The 22,362-nt window shown below is 54.3% G+C and carries 19 protein-coding genes; 9 read left to right on the forward strand and 10 right to left on the reverse strand.

Features of this window, described 5'->3' with window-relative positions; translation table 11 throughout:
* Nucleotides 1-62: 62 nt before the first annotated feature.
* Genes ACHZB8_RS20920 through ACHZB8_RS20930 form a run of 3 tightly spaced genes read left to right on the forward strand, consistent with a single transcriptional unit; the run spans nucleotide 63 to nucleotide 3,484 of the window.
* Entirely contained in the window at nucleotides 63-830 is a 768-nt protein-coding gene (locus ACHZB8_RS20920; protein WP_316863153.1) for a transporter substrate-binding domain-containing protein, read from the forward strand.
* A 9-nt stretch (nucleotides 831-839) separates the two neighbouring features.
* Nucleotides 840-1,814, forward strand: coding sequence for an amino acid ABC transporter permease (locus tag ACHZB8_RS20925; protein WP_316863155.1), 975 nt, complete (start codon nucleotides 840-842; stop codon nucleotides 1,812-1,814).
* Between the two features lie 17 nt (nucleotides 1,815-1,831).
* Nucleotides 1,832-3,484, forward strand: coding sequence for an amidohydrolase (locus tag ACHZB8_RS20930; RefSeq protein ID WP_316863157.1), 1,653 nt, complete (start codon nucleotides 1,832-1,834; stop codon nucleotides 3,482-3,484).
* Between the two features lie 87 nt (nucleotides 3,485-3,571).
* On the opposite strand, the gene ACHZB8_RS20935 is transcribed toward ACHZB8_RS20930, so the two are convergent.
* The 5 genes from ACHZB8_RS20935 to ACHZB8_RS20955 form a co-directional block, all read right to left on the reverse strand.
* On the reverse strand, nucleotides 3,572-4,483 hold the full coding sequence (locus tag ACHZB8_RS20935; RefSeq protein WP_316863158.1) for an alpha/beta hydrolase: 912 nt from the start codon (nucleotides 4,481-4,483) through the stop codon (nucleotides 3,572-3,574).
* A gap of 152 nt (nucleotides 4,484-4,635) precedes the next feature.
* Complete coding sequence (locus tag ACHZB8_RS20940; protein ID WP_316863160.1) at nucleotides 4,636-5,061, reverse strand: universal stress protein; 426 nt, start codon at nucleotides 5,059-5,061, stop codon at nucleotides 4,636-4,638.
* 10 nt (nucleotides 5,062-5,071) lie between these two features.
* A complete protein-coding gene (locus ACHZB8_RS20945; RefSeq protein ID WP_316863161.1) occupies nucleotides 5,072-6,367 on the reverse strand; it encodes a TRAP transporter large permease subunit in 1,296 nt (431 codons plus the stop codon).
* Nucleotides 6,364-6,891 (reverse strand): TRAP transporter small permease, encoded by a 528-nt coding sequence (locus tag ACHZB8_RS20950; protein ID WP_316863162.1) that lies wholly within the window; start codon nucleotides 6,889-6,891, stop codon nucleotides 6,364-6,366. Before ACHZB8_RS20950 ends, ACHZB8_RS20945 begins: the two co-directional genes overlap by 4 nt.
* Nucleotides 6,892-6,970: 79 nt before the next feature.
* Nucleotides 6,971-7,942 (reverse strand): TRAP transporter substrate-binding protein, encoded by a 972-nt coding sequence (locus ACHZB8_RS20955; RefSeq protein ID WP_316863163.1) that lies wholly within the window; start codon nucleotides 7,940-7,942, stop codon nucleotides 6,971-6,973.
* A 1,335-nt stretch (nucleotides 7,943-9,277) separates the two neighbouring features.
* Between ACHZB8_RS20955 and ACHZB8_RS20960 the strand changes: the two genes are divergently transcribed.
* The 5 genes from ACHZB8_RS20960 to ACHZB8_RS20980 all read left to right on the forward strand — a co-directional run bounded on the left by ACHZB8_RS20960 (nucleotide 9,278) and on the right by ACHZB8_RS20980 (nucleotide 14,681).
* Complete coding sequence (locus ACHZB8_RS20960) at nucleotides 9,278-10,093, forward strand: sulfite exporter TauE/SafE family protein (protein ID WP_316863164.1); 816 nt, start codon at nucleotides 9,278-9,280, stop codon at nucleotides 10,091-10,093.
* Nucleotides 10,090-11,424, forward strand: a complete 1,335-nt coding sequence (locus tag ACHZB8_RS20965; protein ID WP_316863165.1) for a D-serine ammonia-lyase — start codon at nucleotides 10,090-10,092, stop codon at nucleotides 11,422-11,424. The genes ACHZB8_RS20960 and ACHZB8_RS20965 overlap by 4 nt, the downstream gene beginning before the upstream one ends.
* A gap of 186 nt (nucleotides 11,425-11,610) precedes the next feature.
* Nucleotides 11,611-11,946, forward strand: coding sequence for a RidA family protein (locus ACHZB8_RS20970; RefSeq protein ID WP_316863166.1), 336 nt, complete (start codon nucleotides 11,611-11,613; stop codon nucleotides 11,944-11,946).
* Nucleotides 11,947-11,971: 25 nt separating this feature from the next.
* Nucleotides 11,972-13,216, forward strand: a complete 1,245-nt coding sequence (locus ACHZB8_RS20975) for an FAD-binding oxidoreductase (protein WP_316863167.1) — start codon at nucleotides 11,972-11,974, stop codon at nucleotides 13,214-13,216.
* Between the two features lie 454 nt (nucleotides 13,217-13,670).
* Entirely contained in the window at nucleotides 13,671-14,681 is a 1,011-nt protein-coding gene (locus ACHZB8_RS20980) for an NAD-dependent epimerase/dehydratase family protein (RefSeq protein ID WP_316863168.1), read from the forward strand.
* Between the two features lie 110 nt (nucleotides 14,682-14,791).
* On the opposite strand, the gene ACHZB8_RS20985 is transcribed toward ACHZB8_RS20980, so the two are convergent.
* The 5 genes from ACHZB8_RS20985 to ACHZB8_RS21005 form a co-directional block, all read right to left on the reverse strand.
* Entirely contained in the window at nucleotides 14,792-15,568 is a 777-nt protein-coding gene (locus ACHZB8_RS20985) for a GDSL-type esterase/lipase family protein (RefSeq protein ID WP_316863169.1), read from the reverse strand.
* A 107-nt stretch (nucleotides 15,569-15,675) separates the two neighbouring features.
* Nucleotides 15,676-15,942, reverse strand: coding sequence for a hypothetical protein (locus tag ACHZB8_RS20990; protein WP_316863171.1), 267 nt, complete (start codon nucleotides 15,940-15,942; stop codon nucleotides 15,676-15,678).
* Nucleotides 15,943-15,950: 8 nt separating this feature from the next.
* Entirely contained in the window at nucleotides 15,951-17,261 is a 1,311-nt protein-coding gene (locus ACHZB8_RS20995) for an MBOAT family protein (RefSeq protein ID WP_316863172.1), read from the reverse strand.
* A gap of 162 nt (nucleotides 17,262-17,423) precedes the next feature.
* Complete coding sequence (locus ACHZB8_RS21000; protein WP_316863173.1) at nucleotides 17,424-19,439, reverse strand: GDSL-type esterase/lipase family protein; 2,016 nt, start codon at nucleotides 19,437-19,439, stop codon at nucleotides 17,424-17,426.
* Between the two features lie 134 nt (nucleotides 19,440-19,573).
* Nucleotides 19,574-19,825, reverse strand: a complete 252-nt coding sequence (locus tag ACHZB8_RS21005) for a hypothetical protein (RefSeq protein ID WP_316863174.1) — start codon at nucleotides 19,823-19,825, stop codon at nucleotides 19,574-19,576.
* A 565-nt stretch (nucleotides 19,826-20,390) separates the two neighbouring features.
* Here ACHZB8_RS21005 and ACHZB8_RS21010 point away from each other — a divergent pair.
* Nucleotides 20,391-22,223 (forward strand): CapA family protein, encoded by a 1,833-nt coding sequence (locus ACHZB8_RS21010; protein ID WP_316863175.1) that lies wholly within the window; start codon nucleotides 20,391-20,393, stop codon nucleotides 22,221-22,223.
* Nucleotides 22,224-22,362: the final 139 nt, after the last annotated feature.

Below are 22,362 nucleotides of genomic sequence, written 5' to 3' on the forward strand. Positions count from 1 at the left end.
GATCAAGAAAACACTTTTGATGGCTGCACTGGCCGGTGGCTTTGCACTGTCGGCGTCCATTGTTGCTGAAGCAGGCGCGGCTCTCGACAAGATCAAAGCCCAAAGGCGTTCTGACAATCGGCACCAACTCCGATTACCGCCCCAACTCTTTCATGAATGACAATAACGAGTTGGATGGCTTTGATGTGTCTGTGGCCAAGGAGCTGGCAAGCCGCATGGGCGTTAAGGCAGAGTTTGTGACACCGAGTTGGGATATCATGACCGCTGGCCACTGGGCCGGACGCTGGGATGTGGTCATCGGCTCCATGACCCCGACCAAAAAGCGCGCGGAAGTGCTGAACTTCCCGGCTGTCTATTATTTTGACCCCGCAGCCGTTGCCGTTCACAAAACCGCCAAATACACCAAGGTCGAAGAGCTCGACGGGAAACGCGTTGCCGCAGTCGTCGCGTCCACCTATGAAGCCTATCTCAAGCATGATCTGAAGGTGGATGTGGAAGGCATGCCGCCTTACACCTACAAGATCACACCTGCCGAAATCGTTCCCTTTACCGATATCAACCCGGTGCCTGATCTGGCGCTTGGCGATGGCGTCCGCATGGATGGCCTGGTCTATTCCCTGTCCATCATCAACGAAGCCATTCGCAACGGCCTTCCGATCAAACTGCTGGGCGAACCGGTCTTCTACGAACCGCTCGCCATTGCAACCGACAAGGGCGACCCCGAACTCGATGCCCTGGTTGCAAAATCCATAAAGGAGATGAAAGAGGATGGTACGCTCTCCAAGCTTTCTCTCAAATGGCATCACATCGATCTGGCGACCGTCAAATAGGCCATTGTCATGATGAAATTGTCAAAGGGCACGTTCCGACATGGGCGTGAGCGGGGCATGTTTGCCGGGATTCTGGCTTTGCCCGTCGCCATATTCGTATTCGCCTTCGCCCCACAGGACGGGTCCTTTGCCCTTTCCTTGCAAAACGCGCTGGGCCCAAATCTGGGGACAGGTTATTGGGTCAATGTCTGGGCGACAGTGATCGCCTTGCTGATCGCCACCCTTGCCGCCTATGTCCTTTTGGGAGCGGAAAGAAAAGCCCAATCCTACATCACCTGGGGAGGTCTGGCGCTGCTTGCGCTCTTTTTGTTCAACTCGTTTGACCTCAGCTACGACTATATCATGCGCAAGCTGCCCTTCCTGCTTTGGCGAGGAGCAGTCACCACGCTTTATGTGTCGGCAATCTCGATCATTCTTGCCTTCGTCTTCGCCTTGTCAGGCGCAATTGCCAAAATGTCGGGCATTGGCATTCTCGAAGGGGTGGGCGGCTTCTATACCTCCTATTTCAGGGGGGTACCGCTTCTGGTCCAGCTCTTTTTGATCTATATGGGCCTGCCCCAAATCGGCTATATCGTCCAGCCCTTGCCCGCGGCCATCACGGCTCTTTCACTGGTCTATGGGGCCTATATGACCGAGATTTTCCGCTCAGGCATCGAATCCATTCACCCCGGACAGTGGGAAGCCGCCGACGCACTGGGCCTCACACGCATGCGCACCTTCAGAAAGGTGATCCTGCCTCAGGCCTTGCGTGTCATCATCCCACCGACCGGCAACCAGTTCATCGCCATGCTCAAGGACAGCTCCCTTGTCAGCGTGGTCGGGGTGTGGGATATCATGTTCATTGCACGCACCACGGGACGATCCGACTACAAGACCCTCGAGATGCTGATCACCGCATCCATCGTCTACTGGATCCTTTCAATCATCCTTGAAATCATCCAACGGCATATCGAGAATTACTACGGTAAGTCGCAAAAGAGATAGAAGCTGAAGAGAGAAAAATGACAATAACAGCAACATCATTCGGCCCGGAAGCCGACATCATTCTTCACAACGGCACGATCTGGCGCGGCCTTGAGGAAGGCACAGCAGAAGCTATCGCCCTTTGGCAGGGACGCGTTCTGGCAACCGGCACATTTAATCAGCTCAAACCCTATTGCGGCGACAAGACTGAGATCATCGATCTTGACGGCAAACTGGCGACCCCGGGATTGACCGACGCGCATCTGCACCTCATCTATCTCGGCGTCATCATGGATTGGGTCGACATCATTCCTGAAAAGGCCCCTACCCTTGAGAGCCTCTTGAGCGCGGTAAAAGACCGGGTTGATCAAAGCGCACCGGGAGACTGGGTCTTTGCCCGCGGCTATGATCAGACCAAGCTCGACGTGAAACGCCATCCCACATGCGAAGAGCTGGATGCCATCGCTCCGAACAATCCGGTCATGCTGATCCGTGCCTGCGGCCATGTTCAGGTAGCCAACTCGCTGGCATTAAAGCACGGCAATATCGATGCGAGCACCCCGGACCCGGATGGTGGACATATCGAAAAGAAAGACGGCAAACTGACCGGCTTTCTGGCGGAAAATGCCGCAGCGCCTGTCTGGGCCGCCGTTCCGCCCTTGTCAAAGGAGGCCGTCGTCAACGCGATCGAACGAGGCGGCAATTACCTCTTGAGCGAAGGCATCACAGCCGTCATGGACGCTGCCGTTGGCCATCAGGCCGGTTTCATGGAAATGGCAGCCTACCACGAGGCCAAACGGACTGGGCGCTTGCCGGTCAGAACCTGGCTTGCCTTGCGGGCAACCCCGGAGCATGAAAATGTCGTTCCTGCCTGCGAAGAGGTCGGATTGGTCCCCGGCACCGGCGACGACATGCTGATGGTCGGTGCCATCAAGCTGTTTCTGGATGGATCGGTTGGCGGTGGCACCGCCTGGATGTTTGATCCCTATCTTGGCGACGAGACCAATCACGGCATCCAGATGATCGAAACCGATGAGCTTGAAGCCATCGTCATGGACTATCACAAGAAAGGCTATCAGATCGTTGCCCACGCCATCGGCGATGCCGCCATCGACCAGTTGATCACCGCCTATGAAAAGGCACTGGCAGCCTTGCCCGATCCAGACCGCCGCCACCGCGTCGAGCATAGTGGCTTTCTGGCACCGGGACAGAATGAACGCATGCAAAAGGCGGGCATCATCCCTTCCCCGCAACAGGTTTTCCTTTATGATTTCGGCGATGCCTATGCGGCCATGATTGGCGGCCAGAGGGTTTATCGCAGCTATCCGCAAAAGACCTGGACCAATATGGGCCTCAAGCCACCTGCGGGCAGTGACGCTCCGGTCTGTACTCCGGCCCCATGGTCGAACCTCTATGCCATGCTCACGCGCAAAACCGGTGCGGGAACCGAACTTGATCCGGCGGAAAAAGTCTCAATCGAGGAAGCGCTTCAGGCCTATACCGAATTCGGAGCCTATTCGCAGAAACAGGAGCATATCCGAGGCAAGCTGATGCCGGGTTATCTGGCCGACATCGCCATTTTCTCGCGCAACCTGCTCGAAGCAAGCCCTGAGGACATCCTCAAGGACACCCGCTGCGACATGACCATCCTGGGCGGAAAAGTGGTCTTTGACCGCAGCAAAGAGCAGTAGACACGCAGCTCCTTTCACAAAAAGACAAGCCGGGCCAATCGACCCGGCTTTTTGTTATCTTGCCTCTGCCCTGAGCCGCCTCAAGCCTTATTCCTCAAGCATGCCGATGCGTTTAAGCCATGCCCTGCAAAGAGCAGGCCACCCACTCACGGGAAGGCCATTTGTCGCCCTTATACCAAATCCATGCCCGCCATCGCGGAAAATATGCATTTCGGCTTTCACTCCTGCCCGACGCAGCGCCTGATAAAGCAGAATGGAATTGTCCGCAGGCACCGCCGGATCATCATCAGCCAGCACCAGAAAAACCTCCGGTGCATTCTTCGTGATGCGCTGCTGGGATGAATATTGCCTGACGAGTTCTTCCCCTGCGCCCTTGCCAAGCAGGCAGGTCCGGGAATCAACGTGAGCAAAGGGGTCTTCCAACGTAACAACCGGATAGAGCAGAATCGCAAAATCAGGCCTCGCCGAGAGGCCATCAACCTCATCGACCGGAGCATTGAGCAACTGCTCCCCTTCGGAAATGATCGAAGACGCCATGTGTCCCGCTGCCGAAGCGCCAACAAGCCCGATCCGATCTGCATCAAGCCCCCAACGGCTCGCATTGGCACGCACCAGCCGAACCGCCCTCTGGGCATCCATCATCGGAACATCCTTGCCATTTTCATGACCCTCGGAAGGCAAGCGATAGGTGAGAAGAAAACAGGTAACGCCGAACTGCCCGAACCAGTCCGCAATGTCGCGCCCTTCCACCTCAAGGGTGATCCGCGAATAGCCACCGCCCGGGGCAATGATCATCGCCATGCCGTTGGGCTTTTCCGGACGAATCACCATGAGGCTCGGGCGTGAGATGTGCGAAACGGACATATGGTGAAAAAACACCACGTCCGAGCTGTTCTGCACCACTCGTTGTCCCATATCCCTCGGCGTCCCGGGAGGTACGGAAGGCCACAGGGGAATCTCCAAACCGGTTGTCAGACGTTCAAATGCATCCCCTGTCATAGGCTACCCCTTTGTTTTCACGTTGCTTATCCACCATAAGCCAGTTTTCTGCCGCCGCCTCTCATTTTGCGTATCAGGGACCAAGCCATGCACAAAAAAGATCCCGCCACGGATGTTGGCGAGATCAAGACATTGGAAAACCCGGCGAAACCCTAGCGAACGATCAAGAGACTGCAAGGGGCAAGATGGGCAATCTGCGCCGTCACAGGCCCTGTAACGCCTCCCATGGCGTCGGGACGGCTGCTGTTCAAAACGATATAGTGTGGCTTGAGCTTCTCGGCGAGCAGCAGGATCTGCTGATAGACCCCGCCTTTGAGCACATGGCGAACCACAACATCATCGGAGAGCTCGGCCTGCTGGATGATGTCAATGAGATCTTTCTTGACTTGCGCGATGCTGTCCTTGAGCACGTCCTCGGACAGAAACGGTTTGACATAGTCGTAAAAGCCGTAGGAAAGCACATAGCAGACATGGATCTCGGCATGAATGCACGAGGCCAATTGCGCCGCTTCCCTGAGCGCCTTGGTCGCATTCTCTCGATGTTCGACATCAATCGCGACCAGAATTTTCTTCTCCATGCATGTCCTCCTATTTCAGAACACCTGGCAACCAAAGGGCCAAGTCCGGAAAGGCGACCAGAACGCCGATAAACAGGCACATCACGAGGAAACTGGGGATCGCCGACTTGGCGATAAAGCCAATATCGTGCCCGGTCATGCCCTGAAGGACAAACAGGTTGAAGCCGATCGGAGGCGTGATCTGCGCCATCTCGACAACGATCATCAGATAGACCCCGAACCACAGCATATCAAAACCGGCCGCCCGGACCATGGGCTCGATCACAGCCATCGTCAGAACAATGGACGAAATGCCATCGAGGAAACAACCAAGAATGATGTAGAAGAATGTGAGCGTCAGGATAAGAACCATGGGCGAAGGATCCCACAGTGAAATGCCCTCGGCCAACGCCTTGGGAATACCGGTGAAACCCATTGCAAGCGAGAGGAAGCCCGATCCCATCAGGATGAACATGATCATCGTGTTGGTGCGCACGGCACCAATCACCGACTCGACAAAGCTCTCAAAAGTCAGTGTTCTCTGAAAAGCTGCCAGAACGAAAGAGCCCAGCACCCCGAGGGCAGCGGCTTCCGTCGCAGTGGCAATGCCCCCGTAGATCGAGCCAATGACGGCAAGGATCAGTGCGACAACCGGCAACAGGCCCAGGAAGGCCTTTAGCTTCTCACCAAGGCTGATGGATGGTTCGGGCTCAAAGGCAGATGGATTGCGCATCCCCCAGAAAATAATATAGCCCATGAACAACAAAGCGAGCGAAACACCCGGTATCATCGCCGCCATGAAGAGCTGTGCGATGCTCTCATTGACCGTGACACCGTAAATGATCATCGAAATGGACGGCGGTATCAACAAACCGAGTGTTCCGGCGCCAGCGAGCGAGCCGACAATCTGCTTTTCCGGATAGCCGCGTTTGCGCAATTCCGGAATGGCCATTTTACCGACCGTCGCAACCGTTGCTGCCGAAGAGCCGGAAATCGCGGCGAAAACCGCAGAGGCACCGACATTGACATGCAACAGGCTTCCCGGCAACCGACGCATGAAAGGTGCGATGCCGCGGAACAGGGTCTCGGACAGATTGGTGCGATAGAGGATTTCACCCATCCAGACAAAAAGCGGCAATGCCGTGAGGGTCCAGGAGGATTGACTGCCCCAAACCGTCAGGGCGAGCGCATCGCCAATCGGCGCGGAGGTAAACAGATACATGCCCAACATCGCGGTGAGCAGCAACGACGCCCCCACCCAGACACTCGTGCCGAGCAAAAAGAAAAGCGCGAACAGAAAAATCGCGATGGACAGCACTTCATTCATACTTCTTGCGGCCCCCCGCCCTCAGTCTGTTCAGGATCGATTGAGCTGTAATTGAACATGACGATCAAAAGGACATGGATCGTGGAAAGCGCAAACAGAATGGACCCGATCGCTACCGGCGTTTGCGGGATCCAAAGGAGAATGGCATCAGCCCCCTCACTCCGCTCACCAAATTCCAGAGAATCGAGCATCAGCCGAACCATGTAAAAGGCCAGAAAGCTGGAAACCGCAGCAATCGCCACATGCGCCCAGATTTCCATCAGGCGCCGTTTCATGCCCGAAAAACGCTGCGACAGGATCATCACCCGAATATGCCCTTGCGAGCGGAATGTATAAGCCAGCGCCATGAAGCTGCTGGTCGCCATCACATAGCCGGCAACATCCGAAGCACCACCGGCAAACCAGCCAACCAGCCTGGCCACAATGCTGTAAAGCACCAAAAGGCAAAGAAGAATGAGAAGCGCCCCGGCAATCCAGGCACCAAGTAAATAGAGGCGGTCCAAGAACCGACTGACATAAGCCATGAAAACGTCCCTGAATGAGACGGTACAAACCGTTTTGAAAAGGGTCGGAGCAGGAAAGACCCTGCCCCGACGGCTTTGATTACATTTCGCTGTAGGCCTTGAGAACCGCAGCACCTTTTTCGCCTGCACGTTCCAGCCACTCAGCTTTCAAAGCCTCTCCAGCTTCTTCAAATGCCTTTTTCATCTCCGGACTTGCTGGAGCCACAGACATGCCCTTTTCCTTGAACTGTTCGACATACCAGGTATCGAGTTCTTCCGATTTGGCCCAACATTTGGCTTCGGCATTGGCAGCCGCTTCGGTCACCACTGCTTTGACCTTGTCATCAAGACGGCTCCAGGCCTTGGCATTGACAATGACCATGTTGCGCGGCAACCAGGCTTTCACATCATAATAATATTTGACATGCTCCCAGAGCTTGCGGTCATAGCCTGTCGCGCCGGACGAAATCATCGATTCCGCCACACCGGTTGCAAATGCCTGGCTCAGCTCGGCAGCTTCAATCTTGGTCGGCACCATGCCGAACGCTTCGGCGATTTTCGATGTGGTGGCGTTATAGGCGCGGAATTTCAAGCCTTTCACATCAGCAGGCACCTTGGCTTCCTTGCTGGAATAGAAACCCTGAGGCGGCCACGGGCAGGAATAAAGCAGTTCCACGCGCGCCCCTGCGAGTGTTTCCTTCAGTGCAGGCTTGGAAGCTTCATAGAGCTTCTTGGCATCGGCATAGGAGGTTGCAAGAAAGGGAATCGCATCGATTTCATAAATCGGATCTTCATTGCCGAGAGCCGAAATCAGGCGTTCACCCATTGGAACCAGCCCTTTGCGCACAGCGCCGAAAATCTCGGCACCGCCGAACAGAGATCCCGATGGATGGGTCGTAATTTCAAGAGCACCGCCGGTTTTCTCAGCCACTTCCTTGGCAAATTCGGCAGCCATTTCGGAATGGAAGTTGGTCGCAGAATAAGCAAGAGCCATGTCCCACTTTTCAGCGTGAGAAACCGATGTCATGACCGCAAGCGAAGCGACCGTGGCAAGGAGAAATTTGATTTTCATTGTGACTACCTCTGTTTGGTGATGGCTAACGTGGTTGGTGATTGTGATTGTCTGTTTTCTGGAGCGCACTTTGGCGCAGCATTCCGGCCATTTTGTCATCGTTTGCAGAAAGGACGCGAACAGGTCTCTTGTGTGAGAAGCCGGATACAGCGACCTTGGTATTATACATCTCTGTAGCAAAAAGCATGCCCCTTGCCCTATTGCCAGCAAATAGTTAGACAAGCCCGGCAAAATAACAGAATTTTGCTAAATTATGACATATTATCAACAATTGACCAATGCATGACTTGCCAAGGCAACCGTGTCAAATCCGCACTCTTACAAAAGCGGTTCGGGGAGCGTGGCATTAATTTTGGCAACAAAAAACCAGAGTGACCCAATCCTGGGCAATTTTGACGGCAGGAAAGAAGCGGGAGTCTGGATCGGCACCAGACAAACAATCAATAGGTCAATCCCCGATGAGACCTGATTGAGAAAAGCGCTCAATCCATCATCACATAGTGTCCGATTTGGAGGCATAAACCGCCTCCAATGATCGCCCTGCCTCCACCCTGAAAATGCACAATGGCAGATGTCTCGATGAAATTTGAGATCACTCGAGCTGAGACAAGCCACCCTGATCGCCAACCAAATGGCCTTGGCATCCCTTCATGGAAGAACCATCTCTCGATGGCAGAAAGGCAATTCAATACATTGAAATACTAACATTATTTCCTCATTTCAAAAGCGGATGAAGATACCGGACACACCATCGAATGCCATCTCCGAGGTCCGCCAGAAGAAAGCAACCGGGTACCAACTATCGCCCGAAGATCCAGAAGTGAAGCGCGCCGCAAAATCCATCAATACATCTCGCCTTTGCGCAGGCACAAATCCTGCATTGGCTCGAACAGTGGCACAAGAAGACCGTCTCCAGGAGATGGGACACCCTGTCCTCTCGCGAGGAAGGCGGCTCAAACAAACCAGCCAATGAAAGACAACAAGACAATTGCGAGTCAAAAACCGAAATATGGCAGATTACGTCCGCCTGACACCATCGGGTCCTGGTCAGGAGGAAATCCGACTGCAAAGACCAGACTTGCTTGTGCCCGGGCGATTGCGCCAGATCCGGCATCGGGAAGACTCTCGGGTAAAAAAGCGCTTGAGTGAAACGGCATACGGCCCCCATCAAACCATGCCGCCTGGTCCGGCAACACACGATTGCACCAGCTGCGCACAGCATAATCATCACGAACATATCCCTAAGGTCCTTTCGCGACAGGCACATCTTGCGAACGGCGGACTTTTCTGGGATTTCTCCAGAAAGGGAAAGAATCCAATTGCAGGAGATATATCGTGACAGCAACGCTCAGTCTTTTCGCCGTCATTGCAGGCGCTGGCGCTATCGCCGGAATCATTTCGGGCCTTTTGGGCGTTGGCGGTGGCATCATTCTTGTGCCTGCCTTTTTCTATGCCTTTTCGTCCCTTGGCTTCCATTCTGAACAATTGATGCAGATCTGCGTGGCCACCTCAACAGGCACCATCATCTTCACCTCGATCCGATCTGTCTTGGCCCATCACAAAAGGGGCGCGGTCAGTGTCGACCTGATCAAGCGCTGGGGCCCGATCATTGCAGTAGGGTCGATCATCGGCGTGTTTGCAGCCGCATCCATGCGTTCAAGCCAATTGCAGTTGGTCTTTGGCTGCATCGGCATGATGCTCGGCCTCTACATGCTGCTTGGCAAGAAGGACTGGCGGATTTCCGACGAACTGCCGGGCCCCATTCTTGGCAAGATCTACCCTTTCATCATCGGCTTTTTCTCGGCCCTGATGGGGATTGGCGGCGGATCCTTCACGGTCCCGCTATTGACCGCCTATAATGTACCACCTCACAAGGCCGTGGGCACATCACCCGGCTTCGGCCTGATGATTTCCATTCCCGGCTTCATCACGTTCCTGAGCAAGGGCTGGCATCTGACCGACAAGCCCCCCTTCACCATCGGCTATGTCAACCTTCCCGCTGTGGTCCTGATCGTCATGACCACCATGTTGACGGTGCCCCTGGGCGTCCGCATGGCCCATGCTCTGTCCCCCAAACAATTGCGCATCGTTTTCGCCATCACAATCATCATTCTGACCGGGAACATGCTCAGAAAGGCACTGGTTGCATGACCATAAGACCCGACCTATCCAAACTGGATGCTGAAACGCTTGAAACGGTCAAAAAGGCCGCACCTTCCCTCTGGTGCAATCCTGCCTATTTGCCCACCAGAGACGAAGAGGCCGCAACCGGCCTCAAGACAGCAATCAGCGACTGGCATATGTTGGCTCCACTTCTAGAAAAGCTGTTTCCAGAACTCAGCGCGACCCATGGCACGATTTCCTCGAACCTCACGGAAGTCGCCCCCCTGCAACAGGCCCTGGGATACACACCCAAATTCCACGGGCGTCTGTTTGTCAAGGAAGACCACGCCCTGCCCGTTGCGGGATCAGTCAAGGCACGAGGCGGCATTTTCGAGGTCATGATGACCGCGATCAATCAGGCTCGTTCAGAAGGCTTTCTGGGGCTCTCGGAAGATGTGACCAAACTCGCAAGCAGGGAAGCCCACGACTTTTTCGCCGAACGAACCATCGCTGTCGGTTCAACCGGAAATCTGGGGCTCAGCGTCGGCATTGCGGCACGAACCCTTGGCTACAATGCTGTGGTTCACATGTCGTCGGATGCGAAAGCCTGGAAAATTGACCGCCTGCGTCGTTTCGGCGTCAAGGTCAGAAAACACCGGGGAGATTACAATCTTGCCGTGGCAGCTGCCCGCGATGCCGCAGCCAAAGACCCAATGGTCTATTTCGTCGATGATGAAGCCTCGGAGCTTTTGTTCCGTGGCTACAGCGCCGCCGCCATGGAGCTGCAAACTCAACTAAAGCAGATCGGCGTCGAGATCGGCCCGAAACAACCCCTCTTTCTTTATCTGCCCTGCGGCATAGGCGGAGCTCCAGGAGGCATCTCTTATGGTGCGCGCGGCGTTTTTGGCCCCGATGTTCATTGTTTCTTTGCTGAGCCGACCCAGTCACCCTCGGCATTGTTGCAAATGCTTCATGGCACAGAACTGCCGACTTCGGTCTATGATCTGGGGTTGAGCAACAAGACCGAAGCCGACGGAATGGCCGTTGCAACCATGTCCAAACTGGTTGCGAACCATATGAAACAACGCCTTGCCGGCGTCTACACGGTCGATGATGACACACTCCTCAACTGGCTCACCCTCGCCTATCAACAAGCCGATCTGAAGCTCGAACCCTCAGCAGTGATCGGCTTTGGCGGCCCGCATTTCCTGATCGATACCGCACAAGGACAGGCCTTTTGCCAACGTCACCTGGCCCGTGCTGCCCTTGAAAACGTCATCCATGTGGCCTGGACAACGGGAGGATCCTTCGTCCCCGAACTCCAGTTTCAGGCCTTCGTTGATCAGGGTAGCGCTGGTGCCCCAGACCATATCTTGTAGCAAAACAGGACAGGCCCCTGCCAATGGCCATCATTTCAGAGGTCATTGGCGCAGGAAAAACCCGAGAACACATCCAATTCACCCCCCCCTCCAGAAATCTCCTCAGTCTCTCGCACAACAACACCCTCCCTCCCTCCAACAATCTCCAAAATGCAAAATGAGACTGCAAAAAAACTAGGAAAAGCAATGACCAACCTTCCATTTTCAAAAGTGCGCCGCTCCGGCTCCACCGTCTATCTTTCCGGTGAAGTGGGTGTCGGTTCCGACGGAAAAGTCCCTCATGGAATCGAAGCCCAAACGAGAAATTGCCTCGAAACAATCAAGTCCACACTTGCCAGCGAAGGCCTCGACTTGTCGCACGTTCTCTCATGCACATGCTACCTGACAGACCCGGCCGATTTTTCCGCCTTCAATGCCGTTTATGCGCAGTATTTCTCGGATCCATTGCCCGTGCGCACCACGATTGGCTGCCAATTGATGATTGACGCAAAAGTGGAAATAACCGTGATCGCAGAAGCCTGACGCTTCGAGAAGAAAGAGTTTAGACATGTCCGAAATTCTCGTTCTTGGCGCCGGAATGGTTGGCGTCAGCACAGCGCTCGCGTTACAGGAACGCGGTGCCACAGTCACTCTGATGGACCGCCGCGAACCGGGCCTTGAAACCACTTACGGCAATGCTGGCATTATCCAGCGCGAAGCCGTTGAACCGTACAACATTCCCCATGATCTGGTGACCCTGTTTCTCTATGGCATAGGTCGGACCAACGACATCAGCTATCGCATGGGCGATTTGCCCCAACAACTCCCGGCCCTGTTCACCTATTATCGCAATTCAGGGGAAAGCAATCACCGCGCAATTTCGAAGATTTACGAGCAGCTTGCCATACGGGTAACCGATGATCATCAGCCCCTCATAAAAGCGGCCGACGCAGACCATCTGGTTCGCCGCAATGGCTTTCTCACGCTTTGCAGAACAAACAAGGCCTTTGATGAAAAACAGTCGGAAGTTGCCCGCCTGACCACCAATTACGATGTCCCGGCCAGAATGATCGATGCAAAGGAGCTTGCTCTGCTGGAACCCGCGCTCAAGGCCAATCTCGCTGGCGCTGCCTTCTGGACCGACAGTTGGAGCACATCCGATCCGGGTGCCCTGACCGCCGCCTATGCGGATCTGTTCAAAAAGCGTGGAGGCCGCTTTGTCAAGGGAAACGCAACAACGCTCAGGCAAACCGGTTCTGGCTGGCAGGCAGCAGGCGACGACGGTTTGGAAACGGCAAGTGACGTTGTCATCGCGCTGGGGCCGTGGGCTCCGGACATTCTTGCTCCCTTCGGCTATCGCATCATGATGGTCTATAAACGCGGCTATCACAGCCATTTCGCAATGGATGAGCTGCCAAACCGGCCAATTCACGACTTTGCCAACGGTGTCGTCTATTCTCCGATGCAAAAGGGATTGCGGATTGCGACCGGTGCCGAGCTGGTCAATCGCCAGGCACCGGAAAATCCCAAGCAATTGCTCCATGGCCTCAAAGCGGCAAGAGAGATTATGCAGGTCGGAGAGGAATTCGAGGGCAACCGCTGGTTCGGAAACCGCCCCTGCATGCCCGACATGCTGCCACTTGTCGGAGCAGCGACAAAGCACAAGGGGCTCTGGTTCCACTTCGGCCACGGTCATCAGGGTTTGACCCAAGGCCCGACCACCGCCCACATTCTGGCTGACGTCATGGACGGCAAAAGGGATGCTTTATCCGATGCTCTCGCTCCACAGAACAGGACAGCTGTCTGCTTCTGAAAGCAACGCGCCAATACCAGTCCCTGCGGGGGCTCCCATTTCAAAACCCGTTGGCAAGCCCGATGAAGGGGCCCCAAGGCCCCTTCCCCCTTGACTTGGTGAAGGCTTGAAAGCCCCATTTTTCAACAATTGCAAACCACTTGAAATGTAAAAGGGATTGACCTGCTTCAAAGGCGTTGTTACCTCGACTTCTACAAAAATCGCGCTAGGTTCCGGGTCAAACGGATCTGTATCCTTATGTGTGTCCCGGACAGACAAGACGATAAACATGGATGAAATTCGTACAGCCGAACCGAACAGGTGGCTCGACTTCACCCTCGCCAGCTCTTATATGTCTTGCGGATAAGAAATAGCGCCCCAAAAGTGGTCCCTTCGAATTGCCCCCACATTCGGATTGTACCCATATGTGACACCGCAAGTCTTTCGCCTTGCCGGTATTTTGAAGGGAAAGCAAATGCCCACAGCTCTGGTCACCGGTTCCGCAGGTTTCATAGGCTTCCATATCGCAAATCAACTATTGCAGGAAGGATGGCGTGTCATTGGCATTGATAGTCTCAGCGACTATTACGATTTGTCTTTGAAAAATGCGCGCGAAGCATTGTTGCTGGAACATGAGGGCTATCGCTCGGTACACGAAAAAATCGAAGCGCCGAACATTCTCAATACGCTATTTGACGAAGAAAAGCCCGACTATGTCGTCCATCTTGCCGCCCAACCCGGCGTACGAGGCTCGATAGACAATCCCCGCCCCTATCTTCAAAGCAATATCAACGGAACGTTCGAATTGCTCGAAGCGGCACGCCATTGTCCGCCCAAACATATGCTTCTGGCCTCGACCTCCTCGATTTTCGGGGCCAACGAAAAAATGCCATATGCGGAAACCGACAAGGCCGATCAGCAAATGTCCTTTTACGCGGCAACAAAAAAGGCAACCGAGAGCATCGCCCACAGCTACTCCCACCTTTATGGCCTGCCCATCACGATGTTCCGCTTTTTCACGGTCTACGGCCCTTGGGGGCGCCCGGACATGGCCATGTTCAAATTCACCAAGGCAACGCTCTCCGGTGATCCGATTGATGTCTACAACAATGGCAACATGAAACGGGACTTCACCTTCATTGATGACCTGAACAAGGCGATCCGATTGCTGATGGATGTCATTCCGCTACAAACCGGATCTGCAAAAGAGAGCAAGTATGACAGCCTATCATCTGTAGCACCCTTTAGAATTGTCAATATCGGGAACTCACAGCCGGTAGACCTCATCGACTTCATCAAGGCCGTCGAACTGGCAACAGGCAAGACCGCAAAACTCAATCTTCTACCAATGCAACCCGGCGACGTGGTGGCGACGTGGGCCGACACGACCCTTCTCAAGCAATTGACGGGCTTCTCAGCCAGTACAAGCGTTGTTGATGGGGTGAAGAAATTTGTCGACTGGTATCGCAGCTACTATGGTTTGTGACACGTGCCCCGATACGGCCATCACCGCGGCAGCTCTCCTGCAAAAAACAGAGAGCCGCCCGAAGCCAGCCCGAAGCCAGAATGACAACACGCCAGGCAAGGACATCAAGCTTATTGAATCAGCTTGATTTCTCGCGCCACGTAAGTCGCCAGATCGACATAGCCCGCCCCGGTAAAATGCACCATATCCTTGGCACGTAGCAGCTTTTTCTTGCCATCGGCTCCTTCGCCGCTGGCTTGGAAATCGCCCTCTTCAGATGCAAACCAATCCCAGCTGTCAATGAAGGTCACGCCATTTGCTGCGGCACGCGTTGCGAACAGACTGTTCAAATGCTTGTAGCCTTCGGCATAAGCCTTCTTGCCGACAATCGGCAATCCCACCCAATAGATTTTTCGCTCTGTCTTTTTGAGCGCCTTGGTTATGTCATCGATCCGCGCCACATAACGTTTGCCCCATTCTTCCGAAGGAAAGTGATAGCGCTTTGATTCCTCCCGGATGGACTGCAAGTCATTGGCACCGAACATCAGCAGATAAACATCCGACTTGTCCTCTTTCGAAATTTCTTCTGCTGCCGAAGTCCAGTCATAGCGATCATAACGGGTGATGCCTGTATTGACGCGAGAATATTTTTTGACACTGAGATTCTTGTTGATGCGGGAAAGCTGCACCATGCCGATGTAAAGACCATCGGCAAGTGAATCGCCCAAAATCGCAATGGAAGTCTGAACCGGTTCCTTTTCAGGCTTGATCTTGAGATCGCCCTTTTGTTCGCTCTTTAGCTCATCTTTGGGGCCGCTTTCGGAAGAGCCGGGCGTTGCGGCCACTGCAACAGTTGCAAAAAGGCTTAACAGACAGGAAAACAAAAGGCGCTTGTAGAGAGAAATCATTTTCAAATATCCAACGATGAACCAGATTGATCAGTCCCCAAGAGGCTGCAAATATCTCCATGGGACTGTTACATCAAATTGGGACAAGCAAAAGACCGGACGGAAAATTAGAACGTTTTTTCCTTAACATCCTGCATGATTTCGTCGATTCTCTCGCTACCTTGGGTAATTCCCAATTCGTCCATCCAGAAGCTCCATTTCTCAATCACGCTAACCAGTTGTTCGGTGCCCGCATTGATCGGCAGATCATAGGACCAGCTAAGCAATCCACCGGACTCAAAAGCAGCGAGCACCACCGCAGCAAACAGAAAGATGACAAGGCTTGCCCTGACATGCTGCATCGTTTGATCTGTCTTTTTGCCTGTTCCAATCATAAGGACACCTAGAACTGGAAATAGATGAAGGGAGCGGTTCCCGACGGAGACACCCACTGGATGAAGAGAAGCCCGAGCGTGAAAAAGAAGGTCATGCCCGCAAGGCCCGTCCGCGACAGGGCAACCTGACACCGCTCATAGCTGCGGCTCGGGACAAACTGACCAACAGCACAAAGAAGGATCAGGCCGGCAACAAAGGGCGTCAGAAGCGTTATCTCGCTCGTCCCCTTTCCGATTGCCGCCAGATAATCAAGCGCCAGTGACAGAGATGGCGAGCGGAAGAAGATCCAGGCCAGGCACACCACATGAAAGGTAACCAGAATACCGACAAGCCTGTTGAGCCTGCCATTCCCGGTCCAGCGACCAAATCCGGAAACCCTCTCAAGGATAAGAGCAAGGCCATGGATCACGCCCCAGATCACAAAGGTCATCGCCGCACCGTGCCATATCCCGCCAAGAAACATGGTGATGAAGAGATTGCGATAAGTCAGGATCGTGCCATGTCGGCTGCCGCCCAAGGGAATGTAAAGATAATCCCTCAGCCACTGCGAGAGAGAGATATGCCAACGCTGCCAGAATTCCCGCAGAGAGACCGCCCGATAGGGCTGATTGAAATTGCGTTTGAAATGGTAACCGAGCAAGGCTGCAACACCTATCGCGATATCGCTGTAGCCTGAGAAATCGCAATAGATCTGACCGGCATAGCCATAAATGGCCAGAACCAGCTCCAGACTGGATGCAAATTCCGGCGCGAGGAAAATCTCGTCGACATAAAGCGTTGCCAGATAGTTTGCCAACACCATTTTCTTGAACAGGCCGATCAGGATCAGAAACAGACCCTTGGCCATCATCCGGCGTGTCAGCACCGGGCGCCTGTCAAGCTGCGGAATGAAATGGGCCGCCCGCACGATAGGCCCGGCAACCAATTGAGGGAAAAAGGAAATGTAGAGCGCCAGATCCACAAAGGAACGGCAGGCCTGAATCTGCCGGTTTTTGACATCGACAATGTAGGAGATGCTCTGGAAAGTGAAAAAGGAAATCCCGACAGGAAGAATGATTTCCAGAATAGGAAGCTCACGCTCAAGTCCCAGGCTGTAGAACAGCTCCTGCAAGCTTTCAAAGAAAAAGCCGGTATATTTGAAATATCCCAGCAAAAGCAAATCTATGGCCACCACGATGCCGAGGGTCCAGCGTCGTTGGCTCTCGCTCTCGGACCGTTCAAGCAAAAGTCCACCGATATAGCTCACGACCGCATTGAACAGCAGCAGAAGGCAGAAAGACCAATCCCAATAACCATAGAAAAAATAACTGGCCAGCAATAACAGTTGCTTCCTCAGGGAGGCCTGATGTCGCAAGGCCCAGGAAGACACAAAAACAACGACAAAAAAGAGGGCAAAGTCAATCGTCGGAAAAAGCATACAGAATTTCGCAAACTGGAGCCAAGACCACCAAATCAGGGGCCCACTGCTCGTCATTCATGATCAATTCGATGCAATTTTCAAGCTGTTTTTAACCTGACGCTCAAGAAAGGAGACAAAAGCGCCAGCACTGCGATCATACCCCTTGGAAGTCATGTGAACGCGGTCGCCGCTGGCCAGTTTCGGGTTTTGGGTTGACCATTTGGCAACACCGCAACGCCCGCCCATGGCAGAAGACCAGTCCCAATAGAGAGCCGAATAATCCTCAGCCATTTCCTTGAGCGTATTTCTGACCGCCCCCAGCTTGGCAGGAGTATACCAGCCACCACCGCAGGAAAGAGAGCTTGAACGCCGCCGGGCCCCATCGGCAGGACCAATGAACATCAGGGCAGCACCCGGTGCGGCCTCTTGCATCTTGTCGACCAGACCACCAGCCATTTGTCTGTAGCTCGCCATGTTCAGATTATCGTTATACCCTTCATTGGTACCGTAGCCATAGATGATCAGGTCAGGATCGATCCGCTTGATATCATTGGCAATCAATTGATCAGACCAGCGCGTGGTAACGGCGACCGTCGCCCCTGAAATCCCGAAATTGACATAGCGGATGCCGGGCTTGTTGCTTCCCGTCGACCAATTGAGAACTGTTGTCCGCCCCCCACCATTATGGGCGACGGAAAGCGTCTTGGAACGCCCCTCTATGCGGACCGTCCTGGAGCCAGCCTTTGCTGCGCTGGTCGAAACCCGTTTGCTTCCAGCCTCCGTCGTCACAGTGGCACTGCCCTGCCCCGGTCCAACATAGAAAGTCACTTCCGCCCAATCGAAGGAACCGGCCTTTGACGTCAGGCTCATCTTGGCTCCGGGCGAAGAGGTCCAGACGCGCACACCGGACAAACCATAAGGGCCCGCTTTCACTTTTAGCGAATTGGCCGAGGACCAACCATTGCTGCGGCTCATTGAAAGCCCGTCCGCATAGGCCCACTTGAAGGCGTTGGCCGGGATGACAGCACCCCGCCCGGCATTGCCGAAATCGGATTGCAACCGCGTACGAATTCCACGCGTGAAGGAGTCCGAAGCGATATGACTATCCCCGATATGCAGAATGGTAATCGGCTCGTCGAGCTGCCCGGCCTGAAGCGCCTTCATCTTTGCAAGAAACCGCTGAGCATTGCCCGAGACCGGACCGACAACCGGCGCAGGGGTCGGAGCGGGTTCAAAACCCGGTTGCGGTGCTATGGATGCCAGCTTGACATTGGACTGGCTGTCGAGCTCAGCAGGTCGTGAGCGCGGCAGGGCCGTGAGGTCCAACTCTCCCGCTTGCACCTCGCGCGATTGCACGGACGCGCCATCTGTCGGAGCGGCTTGAGGTTCAAGCGCTGCAACCTCCATATCCTCTGATGACACCGCCTGCTGATTGTCCGGCGATGTCACAAGGGATCCACCATTCGCAGCAGCGGGCCTGGCTTCTCCCTCGGCTTGCCTTACAAGGCCTGCGTCCTGCTTGGATACAAAAACCTCTTGGTTCGGAATTGGATCATCAAGCGGTTTGAGCCGGTTAACGACTTCAACGGTTGCATCGAGAGGGCCATCGGACTGAACGGGCACAGTCAGGTAAAGATCCGGTGGGATAGAGGCGACAGTCTGTTCCTCTTTGAATAGCTTAGCCAAATCCTCCTTGACGATGGACCAGCTATTCTCCACACGCAGCGAGGAGTATAGCGACTTCATCTGGCCAAGATCGGCAAGAAGCGATGATCTCTGATCTCCAAGAGTGATCACTTGCCGTTGCAGGGATCCGTTTTGCTGCCGCTGTCTGAGGATCACTTGCGACATTTCCTGAAGCTTCGCCCGGTCATGTGCCGCCTGCCCGACCACCTGCCCTTGAGAGGACATTACGGACAGACTGCTATCATCCCCCCCAAGCAAGACATAGCCGCCGATGGCTGCAATCGCCACGATATCGACGAGAGCCAGAAGGATCAGCCAGAAAGCAGCGTGGCTTTTCTCAACATACGCAAGCTCGCCCCTTCTCTTGCGATCGGAAGGAATGGCAACGCCTTGAGGCCGTTGCTGGGGCATCTGTTGTCTTGCCTGCCCTTGCTGGACCGGACGGGGCTGAGATCGGTTCACCTGTTGCGAAGGGTGCGAAAAATGGGGTGCTGATGCAGGATGCGGTATCCGCTGAGAAGAAGAAGGTCTCTGCCCATGAGGCATCATTTGGCCTTGAGGAACGTTCTGCGGATGAGCCCCCCTCCGGGATTGCGGAAACTGCTGTGCCGCCTGCGGGTAAAGCGTGTGTATCTGAGGCTGTCTTGCAGCCGGTCTTGCCGCTCCGTTGCCTGCCATTGTGGCAGCATCTGAGCCGATCTGCGGGCCAGACATCTGAGGCATCTGTGCTTGAGTGGCATGATGAGAATGGCAGGACGGCATCGCAACCGGATGAGGCATTGGCCCTTGCGATCCATGGGACATGTCGCTGCCATCGCGATGACGGCTTACCGAACCATCGTCACCAGAAAGACCATCCGAGAGCTTCTTTGCCTGACTTTGAGACATTGTCTGTGCTCTTTACTCACATCACGAAGCAGAGAAACCCACTTTACGCGATTTTTTACGCAAACACAGCCACCTCCTGAAGATTCAAGACTGTGCACTTTGATATAGGAATGCTCCGTTATGCTTAATTATTCCTAAAGATCGCCTATCGGATCCTGAAAAGATCAGTAATATTCGCAATTTGCCACGCCAGCGACGACAAAGATCTTAATATTTCGGAAACCATCTCCATGCGTGGTCAGACTGAAGACTAACGCGACAATCGGACCGAATTTGGACTGCAAAGTAAAAATGTCCGGCAACAATGGGGCGAAAATCGCCGCCACACAAAGCAATCCAGGCCAAAATCCCCACCAGGAACAAACATTTATATTGATGTAAGGAAACTTTGATAGACTTCTGCAAACAGGAACACTTGGCCTTCAGAAATCGACAAGACAAAACTGTCTGCGTGATGAGTAAATGAGTTTTCAAATGCAGTATATACGCCAACAAAACCGCATCTTGATGATCTTGTTTCTGGCGACAGTCCTGCTTTTGCCCATTCCCACAAGTCCGCTCTGCGCACCGATTATTTCGCCCTCAAGCAATCCGGCATCCTCTGGCAGTATCAAGAATGGCCTCGTAACGACGGCATCTCTGAACAAACAGGTAACCATTGCGCCAACAGCCGCCAATTCTGAGACAAGCTATCTTTCCCTCGTGATGGTCGGAGACACCGGCTTTGCACCAAGTGGCGCAGCTCCCCTTAGCGATCGGGTCTACAAACATGGCCGCAAGCTGACTTTCGAGGAAACTCTGAAATTCATCGGCAACGACATCAATGGCCATGTCAATTTTGCCAATATAGAAACGATCATCACATCGTCGGCCAAACTGGCGCCCTATCCCAAAAAATACAATTTCCAAACCCATCCAAATGGAATTCGCCAACTTGTCAAAAGCGGGTTCAACCTCTTCTCTCTGGCCAACAATCACGCTTTCGACTATGGCAGGGCTGGCATTCTGGAAACCCTTCATTTTGCCAAAAAACTGCGGTCCGATGGTCTGCTCGCCTATGCCGGCATCGGTGAGGATCGTCAGCAGGCCGCCCACACACCTGTTTTTTCAGCACGCAACATGCAGATTGCCTTCGGAGCGATAGGCATTGGCGCAGGCACCGGAGGCCTTGAACGAGCGGGAAAGAACAGACCCGGCCAACTCGCCCTGTTCAACCAGTCCGATCAGACCCTGCTCACAGACAATCTGAGGCAAGCCACCGCCGACCTTCGCCTCTTGTCCATTCATCAGGGACCGGAAAGGATCAGCCGCCCATCGGCCAATGAGGTATATTTCAAAAGAAGCCTTGCCATGGCCTCCAACGCTGACGTCATCATTGGTCATCACGCCCACATCGCCCGCGGACTGGAACTCATGAAAGGGCGCCTGATCGTCTATGGGCTCGGAAATTTCAACCATCAGGGAACGGCCAACATGAACGACAAGGGAGGTTGCCACGACTTCAGCCTGATCGTCCGTGCCCATTTTGTCCGCAAGCAACAAAGCAGACCACAATTGGCTGCAATCGAAGTCTTGCCCATCAACTCCACCCACATGCAACCAACACGCATATCCGGCAAGGAAGGGGCTCGCCGGATCGCCATCCTCAATGGATTGTCGAAGCAGTTTGACAACAAAAAGACCGGCTCCCGCGGGATACGCCTGATGGCACAAACCGACGGCTCCGGCCTGTTCTGCACATCCTTTGCAAAGGAGCATCCCTATACGCACCAGCTTTGCAGCCATTTCAGTCTCAAACATGTTGCAACCGACGCACACTATCGGCGTGCCGTTGCTTCATGTGGCCGCTCTGCTCCGCTTAAGATGATCGCCAGGGCAGCCATTGATCCGGATCTGCAAAAGACAGCAGGAAGACAGCCAGTCAAAGACATCCCCGCCGATGCGGATCTGGCAATATCCCAGATTGGCCCGACGTTGCCCCTGCGCAAACCCTACCCTGCGCCAAGCCTTGCCCGTTCCGCTTCCGCTCCCGGTCCCCAACACGGCACGGCAACGGACACCCGCCCAACCGAGCGCAAAGCCATTGACCACGCCCCCGGTCTGAGCGCAAAGAACAAGACAGAGACCAGACCGGATCTACCAAGGCGCCTTGAGGCAAACCCCGCCCATTGGCCAGCAGGGATACCGCTGGCATGGGTGGTTCCGGACATGGAAACACCTGAGCAAAAGCAGGCCCGATGGACAAGAAAACGCTATTCCGTTGCCGAGGTCGAACGCTTGCTCCGCAAGCAGAATCTGATCAAATAGCGAAAGCTCCCCCCCCCGCCGAACACCACTCGCCAGGGCCTGACTCCAAAGCAGGGCCATCGGGCAAGAGCGACAGAATTTGTCCGATAGACGACAATGCCCGTTCGAATTTCATGCATCCTAGCGAGAAACCGCGCAA

Origin of the sequence: uncultured Cohaesibacter sp. (genome assembly GCF_963556055.3) — a bacterium.
In the GTDB taxonomy this organism is placed as follows: Bacteria; Pseudomonadota; Alphaproteobacteria; order Rhizobiales; family Cohaesibacteraceae; genus Cohaesibacter.

Excerpts from the sequence above, each read along its gene's own strand:
- ACHZB8_RS20925 (WP_316863155.1), top strand. The coding sequence starts at position 840 with ATGATGAAATTGTCAAAGGGCACGTTCCGACATGGGCGTGAGCGGGGC.
- ACHZB8_RS20930 (WP_316863157.1), top strand. The coding sequence starts at position 1,832 with ATGACAATAACAGCAACATCATTCGGCCCGGAAGCCGACATCATTCTT.
- ACHZB8_RS20935 (WP_316863158.1), bottom strand. The coding sequence starts at position 4,483 with ATGACAGGGGATGCATTTGAACGTCTGACAACCGGTTTGGAGATTCCC.
- ACHZB8_RS20940 (WP_316863160.1), bottom strand. The coding sequence starts at position 5,061 with ATGGAGAAGAAAATTCTGGTCGCGATTGATGTCGAACATCGAGAGAAT.
- ACHZB8_RS20945 (WP_316863161.1), bottom strand. The coding sequence starts at position 6,367 with ATGAATGAAGTGCTGTCCATCGCGATTTTTCTGTTCGCGCTTTTCTTT.
- ACHZB8_RS20950 (WP_316863162.1), bottom strand. The coding sequence starts at position 6,891 with ATGGCTTATGTCAGTCGGTTCTTGGACCGCCTCTATTTACTTGGTGCC.
- ACHZB8_RS20955 (WP_316863163.1), bottom strand. The coding sequence starts at position 7,942 with ATGAAAATCAAATTTCTCCTTGCCACGGTCGCTTCGCTTGCGGTCATG.
- ACHZB8_RS20965 (WP_316863165.1), top strand. The coding sequence starts at position 10,090 with ATGACCATAAGACCCGACCTATCCAAACTGGATGCTGAAACGCTTGAA.
- ACHZB8_RS20970 (WP_316863166.1), top strand. The coding sequence starts at position 11,611 with ATGACCAACCTTCCATTTTCAAAAGTGCGCCGCTCCGGCTCCACCGTC.
- ACHZB8_RS20975 (WP_316863167.1), top strand. The coding sequence starts at position 11,972 with ATGTCCGAAATTCTCGTTCTTGGCGCCGGAATGGTTGGCGTCAGCACA.
- ACHZB8_RS20980 (WP_316863168.1), top strand. The coding sequence starts at position 13,671 with ATGCCCACAGCTCTGGTCACCGGTTCCGCAGGTTTCATAGGCTTCCAT.
- ACHZB8_RS20985 (WP_316863169.1), bottom strand. The coding sequence starts at position 15,568 with ATGATTTCTCTCTACAAGCGCCTTTTGTTTTCCTGTCTGTTAAGCCTT.
- ACHZB8_RS20990 (WP_316863171.1), bottom strand. The coding sequence starts at position 15,942 with ATGATTGGAACAGGCAAAAAGACAGATCAAACGATGCAGCATGTCAGG.
- ACHZB8_RS21000 (WP_316863173.1), bottom strand. The coding sequence starts at position 19,439 with ATGCCCCAGCAACGGCCTCAAGGCGTTGCCATTCCTTCCGATCGCAAG.
- ACHZB8_RS21005 (WP_316863174.1), bottom strand. The coding sequence starts at position 19,825 with ATGGATCGCAAGGGCCAATGCCTCATCCGGTTGCGATGCCGTCCTGCC.
- ACHZB8_RS21010 (WP_316863175.1), top strand. The coding sequence starts at position 20,391 with ATGCAGTATATACGCCAACAAAACCGCATCTTGATGATCTTGTTTCTG.